The sequence below is a fragment of the Mycolicibacterium sediminis genome (assembly GCF_010731735.1).
Classification (GTDB): Bacteria; Actinomycetota; Actinomycetes; order Mycobacteriales; family Mycobacteriaceae; genus Mycobacterium; species Mycobacterium sediminis.
Map to the genome: position 1 here is coordinate 1,273,329 of NZ_AP022588.1, position 18,345 is coordinate 1,291,673.

The window sequence follows — 18,345 nt, forward strand, 5'->3', positions numbered from 1 at the left end:
CACGGTCCGGTCCGGGGCACCGGCGCGCCCGGCTTGGTATCGGTTCCGTTGCAGACCGGTGAGAGGTCGGTTGCAGGTCGGTTCCGGTCGTAGAGCGGGGTGCCCGGCCGCGGTTATGGTCGGCGCCTGACCTGCATCAGACCGCACGCGACCAGCGAGGTCGACGCACCGCACGTGATTTGGAAGGAACGCCAGGAGATGTTCTCCACTGCCCGCCGATGGGGCCTCGTCACGGGAGGCGTGGCCGTCGGCGTCGCCGGCGTGCTCGGCTTCGCAGGCACCACCGCCTCGGCCGAGCCCAGCCTCCCGATCCCGCCGCAACCCGCACCCGCCACCATCACCCAGACCGTCACCGTGCAGGCGGGTGTGCCCGCCGCTCCCGCCACCGCGGGCATCACCCCCGTCGGGGCCGCGCAGGGTCCCGCAGCGACGGGCCTCGCCGGCGCTCTCCCGGGTGCACCCGTCGTCCCGCCGGTGCCGACGATCACCCCCGCCACGTCGGGCACGGTCGCCGACTTCCTCCGGTCGAAGAACGTGGCCATGGAGCCGCAGGTGAGCAACGGCTTCACCGCGCTCAACATCGTGCTGCCGCTGCCGCAGGGCTGGAGCCACGTACCCGACCCCAACGTGCCGGACGCCTTCGCCGTGATCGCCGACCGCCTCGGCGGCGACGGCCTGTACACCTCGAACGCCGCGCTGACCGTCTACAAGCTGGTCGGCGACTTCGACCCCAAGGAAGCGATCAGCCACGGTTTCATCGACAACCAGCAGCTGCCCGCCTGGCGGTCCACCGACGGGTCGATGGCGGACTTCGGCGGGATGCCGTCGTCGGTCATCGAGGGCACGTACCGGCAGAACAACATGACGCTGAACACGTCGCGCCGCAACGTCATCGCCCAGTCCGGGCCCGACCGCTTCCTGGTGTCGCTCGCGGTGACGACCAGTGCGCAGGTCTCGGTGGCCGCGGGCAATGCGACGGACGCCATCGTCAACGGCTTCCGCGTCACCTCGCCCGACGCGCCGGCCGCACCGCCGCCGGCGCCCGCGGCACCGGTGGCCGCACCCGGTCTGCCGGCCCTGCCCGCCGTGGCGGCGGTACCGAGCTAGGCGCTCTCGGGCGGCCCGGATGTGACGATCGGCCGGGGAGGCTCGTATCCTCGGTTCCATGCTGATCGCCGCGGTGCTGTGCCTGTGCGCCGCCGTCGTCGTCGCCGGACTCGGCCTGTATCTGCTGGCCCGCCCGCGTCCGGGTGATCAGGTCTTCCAGGTGTTGCGCGCGGTCGCGCCGACGCAGTTGGCCGGAGCGGTCATGCTCGCCGCGGGCGGTGCCGCCGGGCTCGCCGGGGCCTCGCCGCTGCTGCTGGTGGTTTGCGTGGTCGGTGCCATCGGGACGGTCGGTGCGGGCTGCTACCAGGCGGCCAAGTCGGTCGCCCGCCGCGAGGCCGCCGAGTCCGCGGTCGGCGGCTGCGGCACCGCGTGCGCGTCGTGCACGCTGTCCTGCAAGTGACGCTCTAGTTCCTGCTGACGTCGATCGGGTGGGTCGCCAGCATCGACAGCGGGAGGGGCTGACGGCGCAGCACCCGCGACCACAGGTCGACGCGCGGCTCGACCTGCACGTCGGTGGGCAGGGCCGACAACACGATCCAGTCGTCGCGCTCGATCTCTCCGTCCAGTTGGCCGATGGTCCACCCCGAGTAGCCGGCGTAGATGCGCAATCCTTCGACCACCGGGGCGATCGAGTCCGGATCGACGTCCAGGTCGACCATCGCGATGCGACCCTGCACGGGCCGCAGGCCGGGCACCGTGGCGGCGTCCATGCCGACGCGCAACGTCGCCAGGCAGAGCGCGGCATCGCGCTTGACCGGGCCGCCGACGAACATCGTCTTCGGCTTGGACGCGAGCTTCGTCCACTGCGGCAGCACGTTGTACACCGGCGTCTCACTCGGCCGGTTCAGGACCACGCCGAGGGTGCCGCCGTCGTTGTGCTCCACGATGTAGATGACGCTGCGGCGGAACGTCGGCTCGAGCAGGTCGGTGTTGGCCAGCAACAACGTCCCCGCCCGAACCCGATGCGCCGCAGGCGCGAGGTGGTCCTCCGGGTCGTCTGACTGCGCCACCCGCCCATCATGTCATCAGGGGCCGTCAGGCGAGAAGAACAACCGCGGCCTCGTCACCGAGTGTCTCCGACGTTTGTAGGGTGGATCGAGTCGCCGATCGCCAGGTCGAAACAGTCGCGTCCCATGGATCGGAACCGGAAGTGTCAGGAATGCAGAGGAGGCGAGTGGCCCTCCTGCGGGCCCTCCGCGGCCTCCCGGAGTTCAAGCGTCTCCTCGAACTCCGCGTGGTGAGCCAGTTCGGCGACGGCCTCTTCCAGGCCGCACTGGCCGGGGCGCTGCTGTTCAACCCCGAGCGTGCGGCGAGCGCATGGGCCATCGCCGGTGCCTTCGCGGTCCTGTTCCTGCCGTACTCGCTGCTCGGCCCGTTCGCCGGCGCGCTGCTCGACCGGTGGGATCGACGGCTCGTCATGGTGGGCGCCAACTCGGTGCGGCTGCTGCTGATGCTGGTGGTCGCCACGCTGCTGGCGTTCGGCGCGGGCGACCTCGCGATCCTGTGCGGCGCGCTGATCGTCAACGGCTTCACCCGGTTCGTGTCGTCGGGCCTGTCCGCCGCGCTGCCGCACGTCGTGCCGCGCGAGCAGGTGGTGACGATGAACTCGGTCGCGACCGCCGCCGGCGCGGTGGCCACGTTCGCCGGCGCCAACTTCATGCTGCTGCCGCGGTGGCTGTTCGGGTCGGGTGACACCGGAGCCTCGGTCATCATCTTCAGCGCCGCCGTCCCGGTGATCCTGGCGCTGTGGTTCTCGATCCGGTTCAAGCCGCGCGCGCTGGGACCCGACGACAGCCGCCGCGCGGTACACGGGTCGGTGGCCTACGTCGTCGCGACGGGCTGGGGCTACGGGTTGCGGACGGTCGCCTCGGTGCCGACCGTGGCCGCCACCCTGACCGGCCTCGCGTCGCACCGGGTGGTCTTCGGCATCAACACCCTGCTGGTCCTGATCCTGGTGCGGCACAGCGGCACGACCGACGTCGGCGGGTTCGGCACCGTCGTGCTCTTCGTTGCGGCGACCGGCCTCGGTTCGTTCCTGGCGACGCTGGTGACGCCGGCCGTCGTGCTGCGCTGGGGGCGGTACGCGACGGCGAGCTGGGCGCTCGGGCTGGCCGCCGTGGTCCAGCTGTGCGGTGCCGGCCTGCACCTGCCGGTGATGACCGTCTGCGGCTTCCTGCTCGGCGCGCTCGGCCAGGTGGTCAAGCTGTGCGCGGACACCGCGATGCAGATGGACGTCGACGACGCCCTGCGCGGGCACGTGTTCACCGTGCAGGACTCCCTGTTCTGGGTGTCCTTCATCGGCGCCATCAGCGCCGCGGCCAGCGTGATCCCCGACGACGGGCACTCGACCGGGCTGGCCGTCGCCGGGTCGGTCGTCTACCTGCTCGGGCTCGCCGGCCACGTGACCATCGGCAGGCGTGCGCGTCCCGCGACACCGCCCGTCTAGGGTGACGCCATGGCCGCCGATGCGCTGACGAGCACCGTTGCCGACCTGCGCGCGGAGAGCGACGAACTCGACGCGATCGTGGCCGGACTCCCCGACGACGGCTGGCGCACACCGACTCCCGCGCCGGGCTGGACCGTCGCCCATCAGATCGCCCACCTGCTGTGGACCGATCGCGTCGCGGTGGTCTCCGTGACCGACGAGGCGGGTTTCACCGACCTGCTGACCGAGGCCGCCCAGAACCCGACCGGCTTCGTCGACGCGGGCGCCGAGGAACTGGCGGCGCTACCGCCCGCCGACCTCCTCGCCGACTGGCGCGCGACGCGCACCCGGCTGTACGACGCGCTGCCACTCGTCGAGGGCGGTCGCAAGCTGCCCTGGTTCGGGCCGCCGATGAGCGCGACGTCGATGGCGACGGCACGGCTTATGGAGACGTGGGCCCACGGTCTCGACGTCGCCGACGCGCTGCACGTCCGGCGGCCGGCGACCGCGCGGCTGAGGTCGATCGCACACATCGGCGTTCGCACCCGCGACTTCGCGTTCACCGTGCACGGACTGACCCCGCCGGCGGAACCGTTTCACGTGGAACTGAACGCGCCCGACGGCGACGCCTGGACGTGGGGTCCCGCCGACGCATCTCAGCGGGTGACGGGATCGGCCGAGGACTTCTGCATGCTGGTCACCCAGCGCCGTCCGCCGGCCGACCTCGACGTGACCGCGGTCGGGGACGACGCCGCGCGGTGGCTGACCATCGCGCAGGCGTTCGCGGGACCGCCGGGACCTGGGCGGGGCTAGGGCACGCCCGCCGAGTCCGCCGCGCCGTCGGAGTCGGAGTCCGACAGCCAGACGTCCCACGCGCCGTCGCGGTCGGTGTCCACGTAGGTGTTCGTGCCGGCCAGCGCGCGGTCGGCCAGCCCGTCGCGATCGGCGTCGAGCACGCGATCGTCGGCCTCCCCGTCGCCGTCGAAGTCGACCAGCGGACCACCGACCGACTCCGCGCCGTCGAGCCCGAACCAGCGCAGCTGCGCACCCCGGTCGACGCTCACCGACCAGGTCCCCGACCCGTCGTCGGTGAAGCGCTGCTCGGTGTCACCGCCGACGTCGAGCACCGCGTGATCCACCACGCCGTCGCCGTCGAGGTCCGCCAGGGCGTCGTCGAGCAGGCCGTCACCGTCGAAGTCGAGGCCGAACGCGTCCTCGGCACCGTCCCCGTCGAGGTCGAGGCCGGGCTCCGCCGTCCACGTCGTCGCCGATCCGTCCCCGTCACCCAGGCAGTAGTCCACATTGAGTAGGACGTGCCGTCAGCTTCTGGCGTTCCACCACTCGTGCAGTTCGGCCACCGCGTCGTCGTGGTCGAGGGGCCCACGGTCCAGCCGCAGCTCCTTGAGGAAGTTCCACGCCTGACCGACCAGCGGGCCCGCCGGGATGTCGAGGATCCGCATGATCTCGTTGCCGTCCAGGTCGGGACGCACCCTGGCCAGGTCCTCTCGTTCGGCGAGGTCGGCGATGCGGCGTTCCAGGTCGTCGTAGTTGGCCTGCAGCCGTGCCGCCCGGCGCCGGTTGCGGGTGGTGCAGTCGGCGCGGACCAGCTTGTGCAGCCGGTCGAGCAGCGGACCGGCGTCGGTGACGTAGCGGCGCACCGCCGAGTCGGTCCACTTGCCCGACCCGCCGGCGTCGGCGTAGCCGTGGAACCGCAGGTGCAGGTAGACCAGCTGCGAGACGTCGTCGACCATCTGCTTGCTGTACTTGAGCGCCCGCATCCGCTTGCGCGCCATCTTGGCGCCGACGACCTCGTGGTGGTGGAAGCTGACCCCGCCGTCGGGCTCGTGCCGCCGGGTGCCGGGCTTGCCGATGTCGTGCAGCAGTGCGGCCCAGCGCAGGACGAGGTCCGGCGCGCCCGTCGGCCCCTCGAGGTCGATGGCCTGGCGCAGCACCGTCAACGAGTGCTGGTAGACGTCCTTGTGCTGGTGGTGCTCGTCGATCGCCATCCGCATGTCCCCGACCTCGGGCAGCACGACCGCACCGAGGCCGGTCTCCACCATCAGGTCGAGCCCGGCGATCGGGTCCTTGCCGAGCAGCAGCTTGTCGAGTTCCGCCGCCACCCGCTCGGCGGTGATCCGGCCGAGTTGATCGGCCATCCGCTCCATCGCATCGCGCACCCGCGGCGCGACGGTGAACTCGAGTTGGGAGACGAAGCGGGCCGCCCGCAACATGCGCAGCGGGTCGTCGCCGAACGACACCTCGGGTGCCGAAGGCGTGTCGAGCACCCGGTCGCGCGCCGCGGCGAGGCCGTTCAGCGGATCGTGGAAGGCGCCGATGCCCGCCGCGGTGATCTCGATCGCCATCGCGTTGACCGTGAAGTCCCGGCGGACCAGGTCGTCGTCGAGGCTGTCGCCGAACTCGACCGTCGGATTGCGCGACACCTGGTCGTAGCTGTCCGCGCGGAACGTCGTGATCTCGAGACGGTGGTCGCCCTTGGTGGCGCCGATCGTGCCGAAGTCGATGCCGGTGTCCCAGAGCCCGTCGGACCAGCGCCGGACGATCCGCTGGATGTCCGCCGGGCGGGCGCTGGTGGTGAAGTCGAGGTCCGGTGTTCCGAACCGGTCCAGCACGGCGTCACGGACGCTGCCGCCCACCAGGTACAGCTCGTGGCCCGCCTCGGCGAACAGCGCACCCAGCTCGGCGAGCAGGGAGGCGTGGGGCGCCAACGCGCGCATCGCGGCGGCCAGCAGCGCGGCATCGGCGGTGGTGTCGTTCGGCACGTGCGGTGAGCTTAATGCCTCGTGAGCGGCCATCCGAATGCGCGCGCAGCGTAACGACTGGGCATCAGCACGGCACCAACGGTGAGTGGCGGCCGGGTGTAGGACGGGTGGCAACTACTATCGCTTGGGTGTCGGACGGCGAACGGGCCAAACCGCGACGGCGCCGGGGGAGGCGCCGCGGCCGACGCTCGGCAGGCCCGCCCGAGGCAGCCACCGCCGCCGACGCCGCCCCCACGGCCCAGGCGCCCGCACCTCACGAACCCATCCGCGCCGCACCCTCCCCCACTCCCGCGTCGGTGCCGACGCCGATCCCGTCGCCGAACGGCCACCGCAACGCCGCCGCCCGTCGCCCGGTCGAACGGCTCCGCACCGTGCACGAGACGTCTGCGGGCGGCCTCGTCATCGACGGCATCGACGGCCCCAAGGACCGGCAGGTCGCCGCTCTGATCGGTCGCATCGACCGCCGCGGCCGGATGCTGTGGTCGCTGCCGAAGGGCCACATCGAGATGGGTGAGACCGCCGAGCAGACCGCGATCCGCGAGGTCGCGGAGGAGACGGGCATCGAGGGCAGCGTGCTCGCCGCACTCGGCAGCATCGACTACTGGTTCGTCACCGAGGGCCGCCGGGTGCACAAGACGGTGCACCACTACCTGATGCGGTTCCTCGGCGGCGAGCTGTCCGACGAGGACGTCGAGGTCACCGAGGTCGCGTGGGTGCCGCTGCGGGACCTGCCCTCGCGCCTCGCCTACGCCGACGAACGCAAGCTCGCCAAGGTGGCGGGCGAACTCATCGACAAGCTGCACACCGACGGGCCGGAGTCCCTGCCGCCGCTGCCGCGCACCGCACCGCGCCGCCGGCCGCAGACCCACTCCCACACCCGCCGTCGTTCGGACGACACCGCGCAACCGTCCCGGGGCGCGGAACGCACCGACCGCGGTGAGACGTCCCGGGGTGCGGAGCGCAGCGACCGGGGCGAGGTCCGGCCGGGCCGGCGCGCGAACGGTTGCGGCCAGGGGCCATGACGCCGGCGTTCCCGGCGTCCCGGGCGGCGACCACGACGGCCCGCGCGGTACGCGACGTCGCCGCCCGCCTCGTGGCCGCGCTGATCCTCCTGACCCTCGTCGGCGCGCCCGCGCTGCTGCCGCGGGCCGCCGCGGGCGAACCGGGCACCACCCAGTTCCTGAAGATCAGCATCGACGGCGTCACGCCTGAGATCGTCGACACGGCCGGCGGCCCGCTCGTCACGGTGACCGGCCGGGTGGCCAACGTCGGTGACCGTTCGGTGCGCGACGTCGTCGTCCGGCTCGAGCACGCCGACGCCGTGGCGGCGTCGGCGGGCCTGCGCACCAGCCTCGCGGGCGCGGGCGACCAGTACCAGCCGGTGGCCGACTTCATCACCGTCGCACCGGAACTCAACCAGGGCGAGAGCGTGCCGTTCACGCTCGCCTACCCGCTGCGCTCGAACGCCGGACCGTCGCTGCGCATCGCCGAGCCGGGCGTGTACCCCCTGCTCGTCAACGTCAACGGCACCCCCGACTACGGTGCGCCGGCCCGTCTGGACGACGCCCGCTTCCTGCTGCCGGTGCTCGGCGTGCCCCCCGACCCGTCCGTGGAACCCACCGACCCGGTGTCCGCCGTCGTGCCGCCCGACACGTCGCGGCCCGTGCAGGTGACGATGCTGTGGCCGCTGGCCGACAGACCGCGGCTGGCCGCGGGCGTGCCCGGCGGAACCACCCCCGTCCGCCTCGTCGACGACGAACTCGCGACGTCGCTCGCGCCCGGCGGGCGGCTCGACACCCTGCTCTCGGCCGCCGACTTCGCGACCAGTCCCCCGGTCGACCCGGACGGGCGGGTGCGCGCCGCGACGTGCCTGGCCGTCGACCCCGACCTCCTGATCACCGTCAACGCGATGACCACCGGCTACGTCGTGGTCGACGCCCCCGACGCCGGTCTCGCCGGCGCCACGGTCCCCGGCACCGGGCAGGAGGCCGCGGTCAACTGGCTGGGCCGGCTGAAGACCCTGGCGCAGCGGATGTGCGTGACGCCGACGGTGTACGCCCAGGCCGACCTGACCGCGCTGCAGCGGGTCGGCGATCCCGGCCTCGCCTCGATCGCCACCACCGAGACCGCCGACGTCGTCGACCAGATCCTGGGCGTCGCGTCGGTGCGCGGGGCCACGCTGCTCGGCGACGGCCCGCTGACCGGTCCCGCCGTCCGGCTTCTCTCCCAGCGGGAGCCGACGGTCGCGGTGGCCGCGCCGCAGTACGTCGCGCAGGACTCGACGGCCGACGACCAACCGGACGCCGACCTGGCGCCGCGACGGTACGGCCCCCAGGTGGTCACCGCGCCGTTCGACCCGACGGTCGGCGCGGCGCTCGCGGGCCTCGGACCCAAGCCGGCCTCGCCGTCGTACCTCGACTCCTCCCTGGAGGTGCCGCTTCAGCACGACTCGCAGGTGGCCCGTCGTCAGGACGCGCTCGCCGCGATGCTCTGGCGGGGCCTGCGCCCGGCGTCGGAGCCGCGGACCGAGATCCTGATGCCGCCGGTGACGTGGGACCTGCAGCCCGACGACGCCGCGGCCCTGCTGTCCGCGCTCGGCACGTCGATCCGCGCGGGCCTCACCGCGCCGCGCCCGCTCACCGCGGTGATCGCCGAGAGCCTCGCCACCGCCCCGGCCGTCGACGATCCGCTCCCCCCGGACGCGCTCGGCAACCCGCGTGCCCAGATCAGCGGCGCGGTCACCGGGGACATCGCGTCGGCGAACTCCCGGCTGTGGGGCCTGACGTCGGCCCTGACCACCGACGAGCGGACGGGGCTGACCGGCACGCAGTACACCGCTCCGCTGCGCGAGGACATGCTGCGGGCACTGAGCCAGTCGGTGCCGCCCGATGCCCGCAACGGGCTCGGCGAGCAGCGCGTCCGCCGAGCGGCCACCACCATCGACGACCTGTTCGGTGCGGTCAGCATCGTCAACCCCGGCGGGTCCTACACCCTGGCGACCGAACGCAGCCCGCTGCCGCTGGCGCTGCGCAACGACCTGCCCGTCCCCATCCGCGTCCGGCTCGACGTCGACGCGCCACCCGGGATGACCGTGACCGACATGGGTCAGATCGAACTGCCACCCGGCTACCTGCCGCTGCGGGTGCCCATCGAGGTGCACTTCACCCAGCGCGTCGCCGTGGACGTCGCGCTGCGCACGGTCGACGGGCTGCAGCTCGGCGAGCCGGTCCGCCTGTCGGTGCACTCCAACGCCTACGGCAAGGTCCTGTTCGTCATCACGCTGTCGGCGGGAGCGGTCCTGTTCCTGCTGGTCGGACGTCGCCTCTGGCACCGGTTCCGTGGCGAGCCCGACAACGCCGATCTCGACCGGCCCAAGCGCAGGGACGCCGATCCCGACTTCACGCCCGCGGGCGCCCGATCCGATCCGCTCGACGTGGCGATCGCGCACGCCCCGGACGACGAGTGAGTCCACCTCCGCGGCAACCACCCTCGCCGCCCCGCCAACGGATCCCGCGCGGCCCCGCTCCGCGCAGACGTGCGGGACGGGAGTCGCCGACGACCGTGCGCGAGGAGCTCTCCGACTCCGCGGTGGTGTCGCGGTCGTGGGGCATGGCGGTCGCCACGCTCGTCAGCCGCATCACGGGGTTCATCCGGATCGTCCTACTCGCAGCGATACTCGGTGCGGCGCTGTCGAGTTCGTTCACCATCGCCAACCAGTTGCCGAACATGATCGCCGCCCTGGTGCTGGAGGCGACCTTCACCGCGATCTTCGTGCCCGTGCTGGCGCGCGCCGAACGCGACGACGCCGACGGCGGGACGTCGTTCGTGCGCCGACTCGTCACCCTCGCCACCGCGCTGCTACTGATCGCCACCCTGATCTCGGTGGTGGCCGCGCCCGTGCTCGTCCGGTTGATGCTGGGCGACGACCCGCTGGTCAACCGGTCGCTCACCACGGCGTTCGCGTATCTGCTTCTGCCGCAGGTGATCTTCTACGGCCTGTCGTCGGTCTTCATGGCGATCCTCAACACCCGCAACGTGTTCGGGCCACCGGCGTGGGCCCCGGTCGTCAACAACCTCGTTGCGATCGCCACGCTCGGCCTCTACGTCATCGTGCCCGGCGAACTCTCGCTGAACCCGGTCGAGATGGGCAACGCGAAGCTACTGGTGCTGGGCGTCGGCACCACGCTCGGAGTGTTCGCACAGACGGCGGTCCTGCTCGTCGCCATTCGCAAGGAGCGGATCAGCCTGCGCCCGCTCTGGGGCGTCGACGACCGGCTCAAGCAGTTCGGGACGATGGCGTCGGCGATGGTGCTCTACGTCCTGATCAGCCAGATCGGCCTGATCGTCGGGAACCAGATCGCCGCGGAGGCAGCGGCATCCGGCCCCGCCATCTACAACTACACCTGGCTCGTCCTGATGCTGCCCTTCGGCATGATCGGCGTCACGGTGCTCACCGTCGTCATGCCGCGACTGTCCCGCAACGCCGCCGCGGACGACACCCCGGCCGTGCTCGCCGACCTGGCGCTGGCCACGCGTCTGACGATGGTGACGATGATCCCGGTGGTCGCCCTCATGACGGTCGGCGGGCCGGCGATCGGCAGCGCGCTGTTCTCGTACGGCAACTTCGGATCCGCCGACGCCGGCTACCTCGGCATGGCGATCACGCTGTCGGCCTTCACGCTGATCCCCTACTCGCTGGTGCTGCTGCAGCTGCGGGTGTTCTACGCCCGCGAGCAGGCGTGGACGCCGATCATCCTCATCCTCGTCATCACGTCGGTGAAGGTCGCGGCGTCGGTGGCCGCCCCGCACCTGACCGACGATCCCGACCTCGTCGCCGGATACCTGGGCCTGGCCAACGGCCTGGGCTTCATCGCCGGTGCCACGGTCGGGCACGTACTGCTGCGCAACAAGCTCAACCCGGCGGACGGCCGCCTCATCGGGCTGCCGGTGATCCGCACCATCCTGGTCACGATCGCCTCGTCGATGGGTGCCGGCCTGATCGCGCACGTCGTCGATCAGGTGTTCGGGTTGGAGTCGCTGACGGAGGAGCACGGCGGCGCAGGCTCACTGCTGCGACTCCTGGTGCTGGGACTGATCATGCTCCCGATCATCGCGGCCGTGCTGCTCGCGGCGAAGGTGCCCGAGGCGCAATCCGCAGTGGCGTTCGTGCGACGTCGCCTCGGCCGGGGAACGGTGCCCGCGGCCCGGCCCGCGAGCCCCCAGCAACAGGCCGTCCGACCGCGATTCGACGCCCCCGTCACGTACTCTGAGCACAGAAGTTCACCTCCGCGCCCACCCGGGCCGGTGCCGCGAGGCTTACCTCCGGTGGGGGTTGCCGCAGGCAGGCCCTGGGAGGGACACCGGAAAGGACCAGCGGTGACCGACGAATCCGGCCGTGGTTCCGCGGCCGACGCCGAGGCCGGCGCGACCACCCGCATTCCGCGCCCGTCCGCCGACGACTTCGAACCCGACGTCCCCAGCGAGTTGGGCCCGCCCTCGTCCGGACGGCCACCGGCCGACTACGGCGGCGATCCCACCCGCGAGGCGCTGTCCTTCGGCATGCTCAACGAGCCGCCGATCGAGGCCGCGACCGACGACGAGGAAGTGCACCTGATCCCCGGCGCCACCATCGCCTCGGGCCGCTACCGGCTGCTGGTCTTCCACGGCGGACCGCCCCACCTCCAGTTCTGGCACGCGCTGGACACCGCGCTGGACCGCCAGGTCGCCCTGACGTTCGTCGACCCGGAGGCCACCCTCCCCGACGCGGAGCTCCAGGAGATCCTGGCCCGCACGCTCAAGCTGAGTCGCCTCGAGATGCCCGGCGTCGCACGGGTTCTCGACGTCGTACACACCGGCTCGGGCGGGCTGGTGGTCGCCGAGTGGATTCGCGGTGGCTCACTGGCCGAGGTCGCCGAGACCGCGCCGTCGGCGATCGGTGGCGCGCGGGCGATCCAGTCCCTGGCCGCGGCGGCCGAGGCCGCACATCGCGAGGGCGTCGCGCTGTCGATCGACCATCCCGGCCGGGTGCGGGTGAGCATCGACGGCGACGTCGCGCTGGCCTTCCCGGCCACCATGCCCGACGCGACCCCCGAGGACGACATCCGCGGCATCGGGGCCGCGCTGTACGCGCTGCTCGTCGACCGCTGGCCGCTGCCCGAAACGGGCGTCAAGAGCGGAATGGCTTCAGCAGAACAGGATTCGGCCGGCTTCCCGGTGGAGCCGCGGTCGGTGGACCGCGACATCCCGTTCCAGATCTCTGCCGCGGCGGCACGCGCGGTCCAGGAGAACGGTGGCATCCGGACCGCCGGCACGCTGCTCAACCTGCTGCAGCAGGCGACGGCCGTGGCCGACCGCACCGACCTGATCGCGCCCGTCGACGCGCCCGAGGCCGACGGCGGCGGCGGGTCGCGCCGGCCCGACGGTGAGCCGACGGCCGTGGACCGGCGGCGCAAGGGCCTGGTGATCGGGATCAGCGTCGGCGCAGTGATCGTCGTCCTGGTGCTGGCCGGGCTCGCCATGGGCCTGCGCGGCCTGTTCGACGACGTCGGCGGCCCCCTCGACCGTCAGGAGCTCGGCCTGAACGCACCGGGCAGCGAGACCGCGCCGGCCAACACCGGTGTCGTGAAACCCGTTCGCGCGACGGTGTTCTCACCCGGCGGCGAAGCCGACAACCCCGCCGACGCCAGCCTGGCGATCGACGGCAACCCCGCGACCGCCTGGCCGACCGACACCTACAGCGACTCGGCGCCCTTCCCGTCGTTCAAGAACGGCGTCGGCCTGCTGCTGCAGCTGCCGCAGCCCACGACGCTCGCCTCGGTGTCCCTGACGCTCAACAGCACCGGCACCTCCATCCAGATCCGTTCGGCGCAGACCGCCACCCCGGCGACGCTGGAGGACACGACGGAACTCACTCCGCCGACGCCGATGAAGACCGGGTCCAACACCATCGAGATCAGCAATGCGTCGCCGACGTCGAACGTGCTGGTGTGGATCACGACGCTGGGATCGGTGAACGGCAAGAGCGAGACCGCGCTGTCGGACATCACGCTCAAGTCGACGTCCTGACCGTCATCCCCAGGGGGCAACCCCCATCCGGCCTGGTCACGGCACCTCGGGGCGGTCCGGCGAAAGAAGTGTCTGGAGTGGCCGTCCGGGCTGCTTAGGGTTTGGCTGTGAGCAGCTTCGAAGATCTTGCCGACGGTGAGCGGTCGGACGCCGAGCTGCTGGCCGCGCACGTCGCGGGTGACCGCCACGCCTTCGCGGCGCTGTTCCATCGCCACCGGCGTCAGCTGTACCGGCTCGCACACCTCACCAGCCGCAACCACGACGACGCCGCCGACGCACTGCAGGACGCGCTGCTGAAGGCACATCGGAGCGCACCGACGTTCCGGCACGACGCCTCCGTGAGCAGCTGGCTGTACCGCATCGTCGTGAACGCCTGCCTGGACCGGCTGCGTCGCAACAAGACTCACTCGACCGTGCCCCTGCTCGACGACAACCATCCGGCGGTGGACCCCACGTCGGTGGTCGACACCGCACTCGAGATCGAGCGCGCACTGCTCCGGCTACCCGTCGAGCAGCGCGCGGCGATCGTCGCGGTCGACATGCGCGGCTACTCCATCGCCGAGACCGCACGGCTGCTCGGGGTCCCCGAGGGGACGGTCAAGAGCCGCTGCGCGCGGGCCCGGACGAAGCTGGCGGACTCGCTGGCCTCGCTGAGTCGCGAGGCACCGGTGGGGCGATGACCGGGACTACGGCCCGTTCACGACGTACGACAGGCAACCCGGCTCGTTGCGGCAGGCGATGATGGCGCCGGCACCGGGCGAGGCGCCGCGCACCTTGGGCGGATCGTTCGGGATGCCGCAGGTCTGCAGGAACGGGTTCAGTGGCTGGATGAACTGAGCGCACGGAGCGGCGGTGGCGACGGGCGACGTCGCGACCCCCACCGATGCGACGAGGGCCCCGATCCCCATCAGACCCGCCGAACCGATCGTGGCGATCCTGCGGCTCAACATGACGGTGACGACCTCTCCCGGCGGCCCACGCTGGCCCGCCTACTCTTCAGTGAACGCCTGCCGAGGGCCAAGGATTCCGATTTCCACGGATTTCTCCCGGCTGACGCACAGTCGACGTTCAGGAGGACCCGTTGACCGACCACAGCGCCGTCTACCGCGTGCGCCGTGAACTGGCGCGCCTGGACGACCCGGACACCGCCTCCGAGGTGCCGCCGCACGTCACGGACCGCATCGCCGCGGCCCTGATCTCCGCCCCGCGCCCGACCCGCCCATCGCGGGGACGACGGGTGCTGGGGCTGGCGGCGCTCGTCGTAGGGGCGTCCATCGCGACGGTGGCGGCCCGAGGGCGCACCAACGGTGTGCGTCGCAGCGCCGGCACGGGCTAGCCGACACGCCCACGCCGCCTGCGGGCGGGGAACACCGCACCCTACGCTGGTGTTATACGCGTGCCGATCCCGGTAACACGTGACGGCCAGCTATGACGAGGACGGTTATGACTTCAGCTTCCACGGTCCACGACGTGATCATCATCGGCTCCGGACCCGCCGGCTACACCGCAGCGGTGTACGCGGCGCGCGCCCAGCTCAAGCCCCTCGTATTCGAGGGCGTGCAGTTCGGCGGCGCACTCATGACCACCACCGAGGTGGAGAACTTCCCCGGCTTCAAGGACGGCATCACCGGCCCCGAACTGATGGCGCAGATGCGCGAGCAGGCCGAGCGCTTCGGCGCGGACCTCCGCATGGAGGACGTCGACGAGGTCTCCCTTGACGGCCCGATCAAGACCGTCACCGTCGGCGACGAGACGTTCTCGGCGCACTCGGTGATCCTGGCGATGGGCGCGGCGGCCCGGCACCTCGGCATCCCCGGCGAGCAGGAGCGCATCGGCACCGGCGTGAGCACCTGTGCGACGTGTGACGGCTTCTTCTTCCGCGACCAGGACATCGCCGTGGTCGGCGGCGGCGACTCCGCGATGGAGGAGGCCCTCTTCCTGACCCGGTTCGCCAACCACGTGACGCTGATCCACCGCCGCGACGAGTTCCGCGCCAGCCGGATCATGCTCGACCGCGTCCGCGCGAACGAGAAGATCACCGTGCTGACCAACACCGCGGTCACCCAGGTCGAGGGTGAGCCCAAGGTCACCGGCCTGCGGCTGCAGGACACCGTCACCGGTGAGGAGTCCAAGCTCGCCGTGACGGGCGTGTTCGTGGCGATCGGCCACGACCCCCGTTCGGACCTCGTCCGCGGTCAGGTCGAGCTGGACGACGAAGGCTACGTCAGCGTCCAGGGCCGCACCACGGCCACGTCGCTCGACGGCGTCTTCGCCTGCGGTGACCTCGTCGATCACACCTACCGCCAGGCGATCACCGCCGCGGGCAGCGGGTGTTCGGCCGCGATCGACACCGAGCGGTGGCTCGCCGACCACGAGGTCATCGCCACCGACCAAGAAACGTCCGCCCCCGTCTAACAAAGGAGATCCCATGAGTGACAACACCAATACGGTGAAGGTGACCGACGATTCCTTCTCGACCGACGTGCTGTCCAGCAGCACCCCGGTACTGGTGGACTTCTGGGCGTCCTGGTGCGGGCCGTGCAAGATGGTCGCCCCCGTCCTCGAGGAGATCGCCAACGAGAAGGTGGGCGAACTCACGGTCGCGAAGATCGACGTGGACGCCAACCCCGCCACGGCACGGGACTTCCAGGTGGTGTCGATCCCGACGATGATCCTGTTCAAGGACGGTCAGCCGGTGAAGCGCATCGTCGGCGCCAAGGGCAAGGCCGCGCTGCTGCGCGAACTCGCCGACTAGGCCGGTGTCGCGGCCGCCACGCACTTGGGCCGGCCTCTTGGTTTCCGAATCCTCGCGAGCGTCTGCGACAATGCTGGCTAGCTGATCTGCGCCAACCGGCGTGGCTTCGTTCGCCATCCGAGACCGAAGGGCCTGGTTTATGTCGAATCTGCGCCGCGGCGACCGAGGAGGCGCGGTCACCGACATCCGGGCCGCACTCTCGGCACTCGGCCTGGTCGACAGCCCCGACGCCGACCTCACCACCGGCAAGCACGTCGCGCTCGACGTGTTCGACGACGACCTCGACCAGGCGGTCCGCGCCTTCCAGCAGCACCGCGGGCTGCTGGTCGACGGCGTCGTCGGTGAGGCCACGTACCGCGCGCTGCGGGAGGCGTCCTACCGCCTCGGCGCGCGCACCCTCGCCCACCAGTTCGGTGCCCCGATGTACGGCGACGACGTCGCCACGCTGCAGGCGCGGCTGCAGGACCTCGGCTTCTACACCAACCTGGTCGACGGCCACTTCGGTCTGCAGACGCACAACAGCCTGATGTCCTACCAGCGGGAGTACGGCCTGTACCCCGACGGCATCTGCGGGCCCGAGACACTGCGTTCCCTGTACTTCCTGGGCTCCCGGGTGACGGGCGGCTCGCCGCACGCCATCCGCGAGGAGGAGCTGGTGCGACGGTCCGGCCCCCGGCTGTCCGGCAAGCGGGTCATCATCGATCCGGGCCGCGGCGGCGACGACCACGGACTGATCATCAACGGACCGTCGGGCCCGATCAGCGAAGCGGACATCCTGTGGGACCTCGGCAGCCGCCTCGAGGGCCGGATGACCGCCATCGGCATGGAGACGTTCCTGTCGCGTCCGGTGGCTCGCAGTCCGCTCGACGCGGAGCGCGCCAACACCGCCAACACGGTGGGTGCCGACCTGATGATCAGCCTGCGCTGCGCCACGCTCCCCGGCTCGGCGGCCAACGGCGTCGCGTCCTTCTACTTCGGCAACGCGCACGGGTCGGTGTCGACCATCGGGCGCAACCTCGCCGACTTCGTCCAGCGGGAAGTGGTGGCGCGCACCGGATTGCGCGACTGCCGGACCCACGGCCGGACCTGGGATCTGCTGCGGCTGACGCGGATGCCCACCGTCCAGGTCGACGTCGGGTACATCAGCAATGCGCACGACCGGGACCGTCTGGCCTCGCCGGAGGTCCGCGACTCGATCGCCGAGGGCATCCTCGCCTCGGTGAAGCGGCTCTACCTACTGGGCAAGAACGACCGGCCCACGGGCACGTTCACCTTCGCCGAGCTGCTGGCCCACGAACTGTCCGTGGAGCAGCAAGCCGCCAACGGCTGAGCTGCTCCGTCAGCAGCACGGGCTGCTCCGTCAGGAGCAGGGGCTCGCGCCGGCGCCCACCGGCTCCCGCAATTGCGCTGTCTCCAAGAGTCGTTCGAGTGCGGCCTCAACGCCGGCCTTCCAGCCCAGACCCTGCTCGAGTTCCAGCCGCAGGCGCGGGAAGTACGGGTGGTCGGCGACCACGACGAACCCCACGTCGGTAAGGAAGTCGGCGTCGACGATGCACTGCTCGGCCGAGCAATCCCCCAATGCCCGGACCACCGCCCGCAATTCGGGGGTGACGTGCCGGGGGTCGGTGAGTTGGGCTGCCTCGGCGGTGCGCCCGAACGCCTCGAGCGCGCGCACTCCACGGCGGACCAGGTCGGCGACGACTGCCGCGACCAGTCCGCGGGGCAGCGTCTCGGTGTCGTCACCGGACTCGACACCGATGGTGGTCAGCAGAACGGCGTCCGCACTGACCGGTCCGGTCGGGAACAAGCCGGCTCGCGGGACCGCTCGCGGCGGCGCGTAGAACGCGTACCCCAGGCACGGCGCCTCCGTGTCGGGGTCGGCGTCCTTCTCGGGTCCGCACGGTATCGCCACCTGTCCGCACGACCCCCACTCGAGCATGACCATCGACAGCCATGCCTCCTTCTCGAACTCGGGGTCCGCGAGGTGGTCGTCGCCGGGCAGCGTAGACGGGTCGACCTCCCAGAAGACGCACCGTCGGGCATGCTTCGGGAGTTGTTCGAATCCTTGCAACCGCAACTGGGTGATGCGCGCGGCCATTAGGCAACCCTGGGCTCGGATGACGGCCGCCGGTACCCGCGGACGGCGGGTGACGTCGGCGCGTGCGGACCGGTGCGTGATACCGAGGTCATCGCGACACCGTCCACAGACCAAT

Annotated in this window: 17 protein-coding genes; 12 read left to right on the forward strand and 5 right to left on the reverse strand. The window is 71.6% G+C overall.

The features are described 5' to 3' along the window. Positions 1-198: 198 nt before the first annotated feature. Both G6N64_RS06245 and G6N64_RS06250 read left to right on the forward strand, forming a co-directional pair. Complete coding sequence (locus tag G6N64_RS06245) at positions 199-1,107, forward strand: LpqN/LpqT family lipoprotein (RefSeq protein WP_163796090.1); 909 nt, start codon at positions 199-201, stop codon at positions 1,105-1,107. Positions 1,108-1,165: 58 nt separating this feature from the next. Continuing rightward, positions 1,166-1,507 (forward strand): hypothetical protein, encoded by a 342-nt coding sequence (locus G6N64_RS06250; protein ID WP_163796091.1) that lies wholly within the window; start codon positions 1,166-1,168, stop codon positions 1,505-1,507. 4 nt (positions 1,508-1,511) lie between these two features. On the opposite strand, the gene G6N64_RS06255 is transcribed toward G6N64_RS06250, so the two are convergent. Then, positions 1,512-2,117 carry a YqgE/AlgH family protein gene (locus G6N64_RS06255; protein ID WP_163796092.1) on the reverse strand — a complete coding sequence of 202 codons (606 nt, stop codon included), beginning with the start codon at positions 2,115-2,117 and terminating at the stop codon, positions 1,512-1,514. Between the two features lie 149 nt (positions 2,118-2,266). Between G6N64_RS06255 and G6N64_RS06260 the strand changes: the two genes are divergently transcribed. Next, positions 2,267-3,553, forward strand: a complete 1,287-nt coding sequence (locus tag G6N64_RS06260) for an MFS transporter (protein ID WP_163796093.1) — start codon at positions 2,267-2,269, stop codon at positions 3,551-3,553. 9 nt (positions 3,554-3,562) lie between these two features. Continuing rightward, the gene (locus G6N64_RS06265) at positions 3,563-4,345 is read left to right on the forward strand and encodes a TIGR03084 family metal-binding protein (protein ID WP_163796094.1); all 783 of its coding nucleotides are present in this window, start codon (positions 3,563-3,565) and stop codon (positions 4,343-4,345) included. On the opposite strand, the gene G6N64_RS06270 is transcribed toward G6N64_RS06265, so the two are convergent. Next, positions 4,342-4,833 carry a pullulanase gene (locus tag G6N64_RS06270; protein WP_163796095.1) on the reverse strand — a complete coding sequence of 164 codons (492 nt, stop codon included), beginning with the start codon at positions 4,831-4,833 and terminating at the stop codon, positions 4,342-4,344. The genes G6N64_RS06265 and G6N64_RS06270 overlap by 4 nt on opposite strands. 18 nt (positions 4,834-4,851) lie before the next feature. Then, positions 4,852-6,345 carry a CCA tRNA nucleotidyltransferase gene (locus G6N64_RS06275; protein ID WP_163796096.1) on the reverse strand — a complete coding sequence of 498 codons (1,494 nt, stop codon included), beginning with the start codon at positions 6,343-6,345 and terminating at the stop codon, positions 4,852-4,854. A gap of 95 nt (positions 6,346-6,440) precedes the next feature. On the opposite strand from G6N64_RS06275, the gene G6N64_RS06280 reads away from it, so the two are divergent. From G6N64_RS06280 to sigM, 4 genes are all read left to right on the forward strand, one after another. Then, entirely contained in the window at positions 6,441-7,334 is an 894-nt protein-coding gene (locus G6N64_RS06280; RefSeq protein ID WP_174266763.1) for an NUDIX hydrolase, read from the forward strand. Continuing rightward, on the forward strand, positions 7,331-9,778 hold the full coding sequence (locus G6N64_RS06285) for a DUF6049 family protein (RefSeq protein WP_246230981.1): 2,448 nt from the start codon (positions 7,331-7,333) through the stop codon (positions 9,776-9,778). Before G6N64_RS06280 ends, G6N64_RS06285 begins: the two co-directional genes overlap by 4 nt. Next, on the forward strand, positions 9,775-13,377 hold the full coding sequence (murJ, locus tag G6N64_RS06290) for a murein biosynthesis integral membrane protein MurJ (RefSeq protein WP_163796098.1): 3,603 nt from the start codon (positions 9,775-9,777) through the stop codon (positions 13,375-13,377). Before G6N64_RS06285 ends, murJ begins: the two co-directional genes overlap by 4 nt. A 107-nt stretch (positions 13,378-13,484) precedes the next feature. After that, positions 13,485-14,057, forward strand: coding sequence for an RNA polymerase sigma factor SigM (gene sigM, locus G6N64_RS06295; RefSeq protein ID WP_163796099.1), 573 nt, complete (start codon positions 13,485-13,487; stop codon positions 14,055-14,057). 6 nt (positions 14,058-14,063) lie between these two features. Here sigM and G6N64_RS06300 read toward each other — a convergent pair whose 3' ends face one another. Beyond that, positions 14,064-14,327: a hypothetical protein gene (locus tag G6N64_RS06300; protein WP_163794979.1), complete on the reverse strand. Its 264-nt coding sequence runs from the start codon at positions 14,325-14,327 to the stop codon at positions 14,064-14,066. Positions 14,328-14,458: 131 nt separating this feature from the next. On the opposite strand from G6N64_RS06300, the gene G6N64_RS06305 reads away from it, so the two are divergent. From G6N64_RS06305 to G6N64_RS06320, 4 genes are all read left to right on the forward strand, one after another. Continuing rightward, positions 14,459-14,713, forward strand: a complete 255-nt coding sequence (locus tag G6N64_RS06305) for a hypothetical protein (protein ID WP_163796100.1) — start codon at positions 14,459-14,461, stop codon at positions 14,711-14,713. A gap of 107 nt (positions 14,714-14,820) precedes the next feature. Next, a complete protein-coding gene (gene trxB / locus G6N64_RS06310) occupies positions 14,821-15,792 on the forward strand; it encodes a thioredoxin-disulfide reductase (RefSeq protein ID WP_163796101.1) in 972 nt (323 codons plus the stop codon). Between the two features lie 13 nt (positions 15,793-15,805). Further along, positions 15,806-16,132: a thioredoxin gene (trxA, locus tag G6N64_RS06315; RefSeq protein ID WP_163796102.1), complete on the forward strand. Its 327-nt coding sequence runs from the start codon at positions 15,806-15,808 to the stop codon at positions 16,130-16,132. 139 nt (positions 16,133-16,271) lie between these two features. Then, positions 16,272-17,462, forward strand: coding sequence for an N-acetylmuramoyl-L-alanine amidase (locus G6N64_RS06320; RefSeq protein ID WP_163796103.1), 1,191 nt, complete (start codon positions 16,272-16,274; stop codon positions 17,460-17,462). Between the two features lie 30 nt (positions 17,463-17,492). Here G6N64_RS06320 and G6N64_RS06325 read toward each other — a convergent pair whose 3' ends face one another. Further along, complete coding sequence (locus G6N64_RS06325; RefSeq protein ID WP_163796104.1) at positions 17,493-18,230, reverse strand: acetyltransferase; 738 nt, start codon at positions 18,228-18,230, stop codon at positions 17,493-17,495. Positions 18,231-18,345: the final 115 nt, after the last annotated feature.

Bases quoted from the DNA above. Each gene is read 5' to 3' on its own strand.
- G6N64_RS06245 (WP_163796090.1), top strand. From the start codon at position 199: ATGTTCTCCACTGCCCGCCGATGGGGCCTCGTCACGGGAGGCGTGGCC.
- G6N64_RS06250 (WP_163796091.1), top strand. From the start codon at position 1,166: ATGCTGATCGCCGCGGTGCTGTGCCTGTGCGCCGCCGTCGTCGTCGCC.
- G6N64_RS06260 (WP_163796093.1), top strand. From the start codon at position 2,267: ATGCAGAGGAGGCGAGTGGCCCTCCTGCGGGCCCTCCGCGGCCTCCCG.
- G6N64_RS06265 (WP_163796094.1), top strand. From the start codon at position 3,563: ATGGCCGCCGATGCGCTGACGAGCACCGTTGCCGACCTGCGCGCGGAG.
- G6N64_RS06275 (WP_163796096.1), bottom strand. From the start codon at position 6,345: ATGGCCGCTCACGAGGCATTAAGCTCACCGCACGTGCCGAACGACACC.
- G6N64_RS06285 (WP_246230981.1), top strand. From the start codon at position 7,331: ATGACGCCGGCGTTCCCGGCGTCCCGGGCGGCGACCACGACGGCCCGC.
- G6N64_RS06300 (WP_163794979.1), bottom strand. From the start codon at position 14,327: ATGTTGAGCCGCAGGATCGCCACGATCGGTTCGGCGGGTCTGATGGGG.
- trxB (WP_163796101.1), top strand. From the start codon at position 14,821: ATGACTTCAGCTTCCACGGTCCACGACGTGATCATCATCGGCTCCGGA.
- trxA (WP_163796102.1), top strand. From the start codon at position 15,806: ATGAGTGACAACACCAATACGGTGAAGGTGACCGACGATTCCTTCTCG.
- G6N64_RS06320 (WP_163796103.1), top strand. From the start codon at position 16,272: ATGTCGAATCTGCGCCGCGGCGACCGAGGAGGCGCGGTCACCGACATC.
- G6N64_RS06325 (WP_163796104.1), bottom strand. From the start codon at position 18,230: ATGGCCGCGCGCATCACCCAGTTGCGGTTGCAAGGATTCGAACAACTC.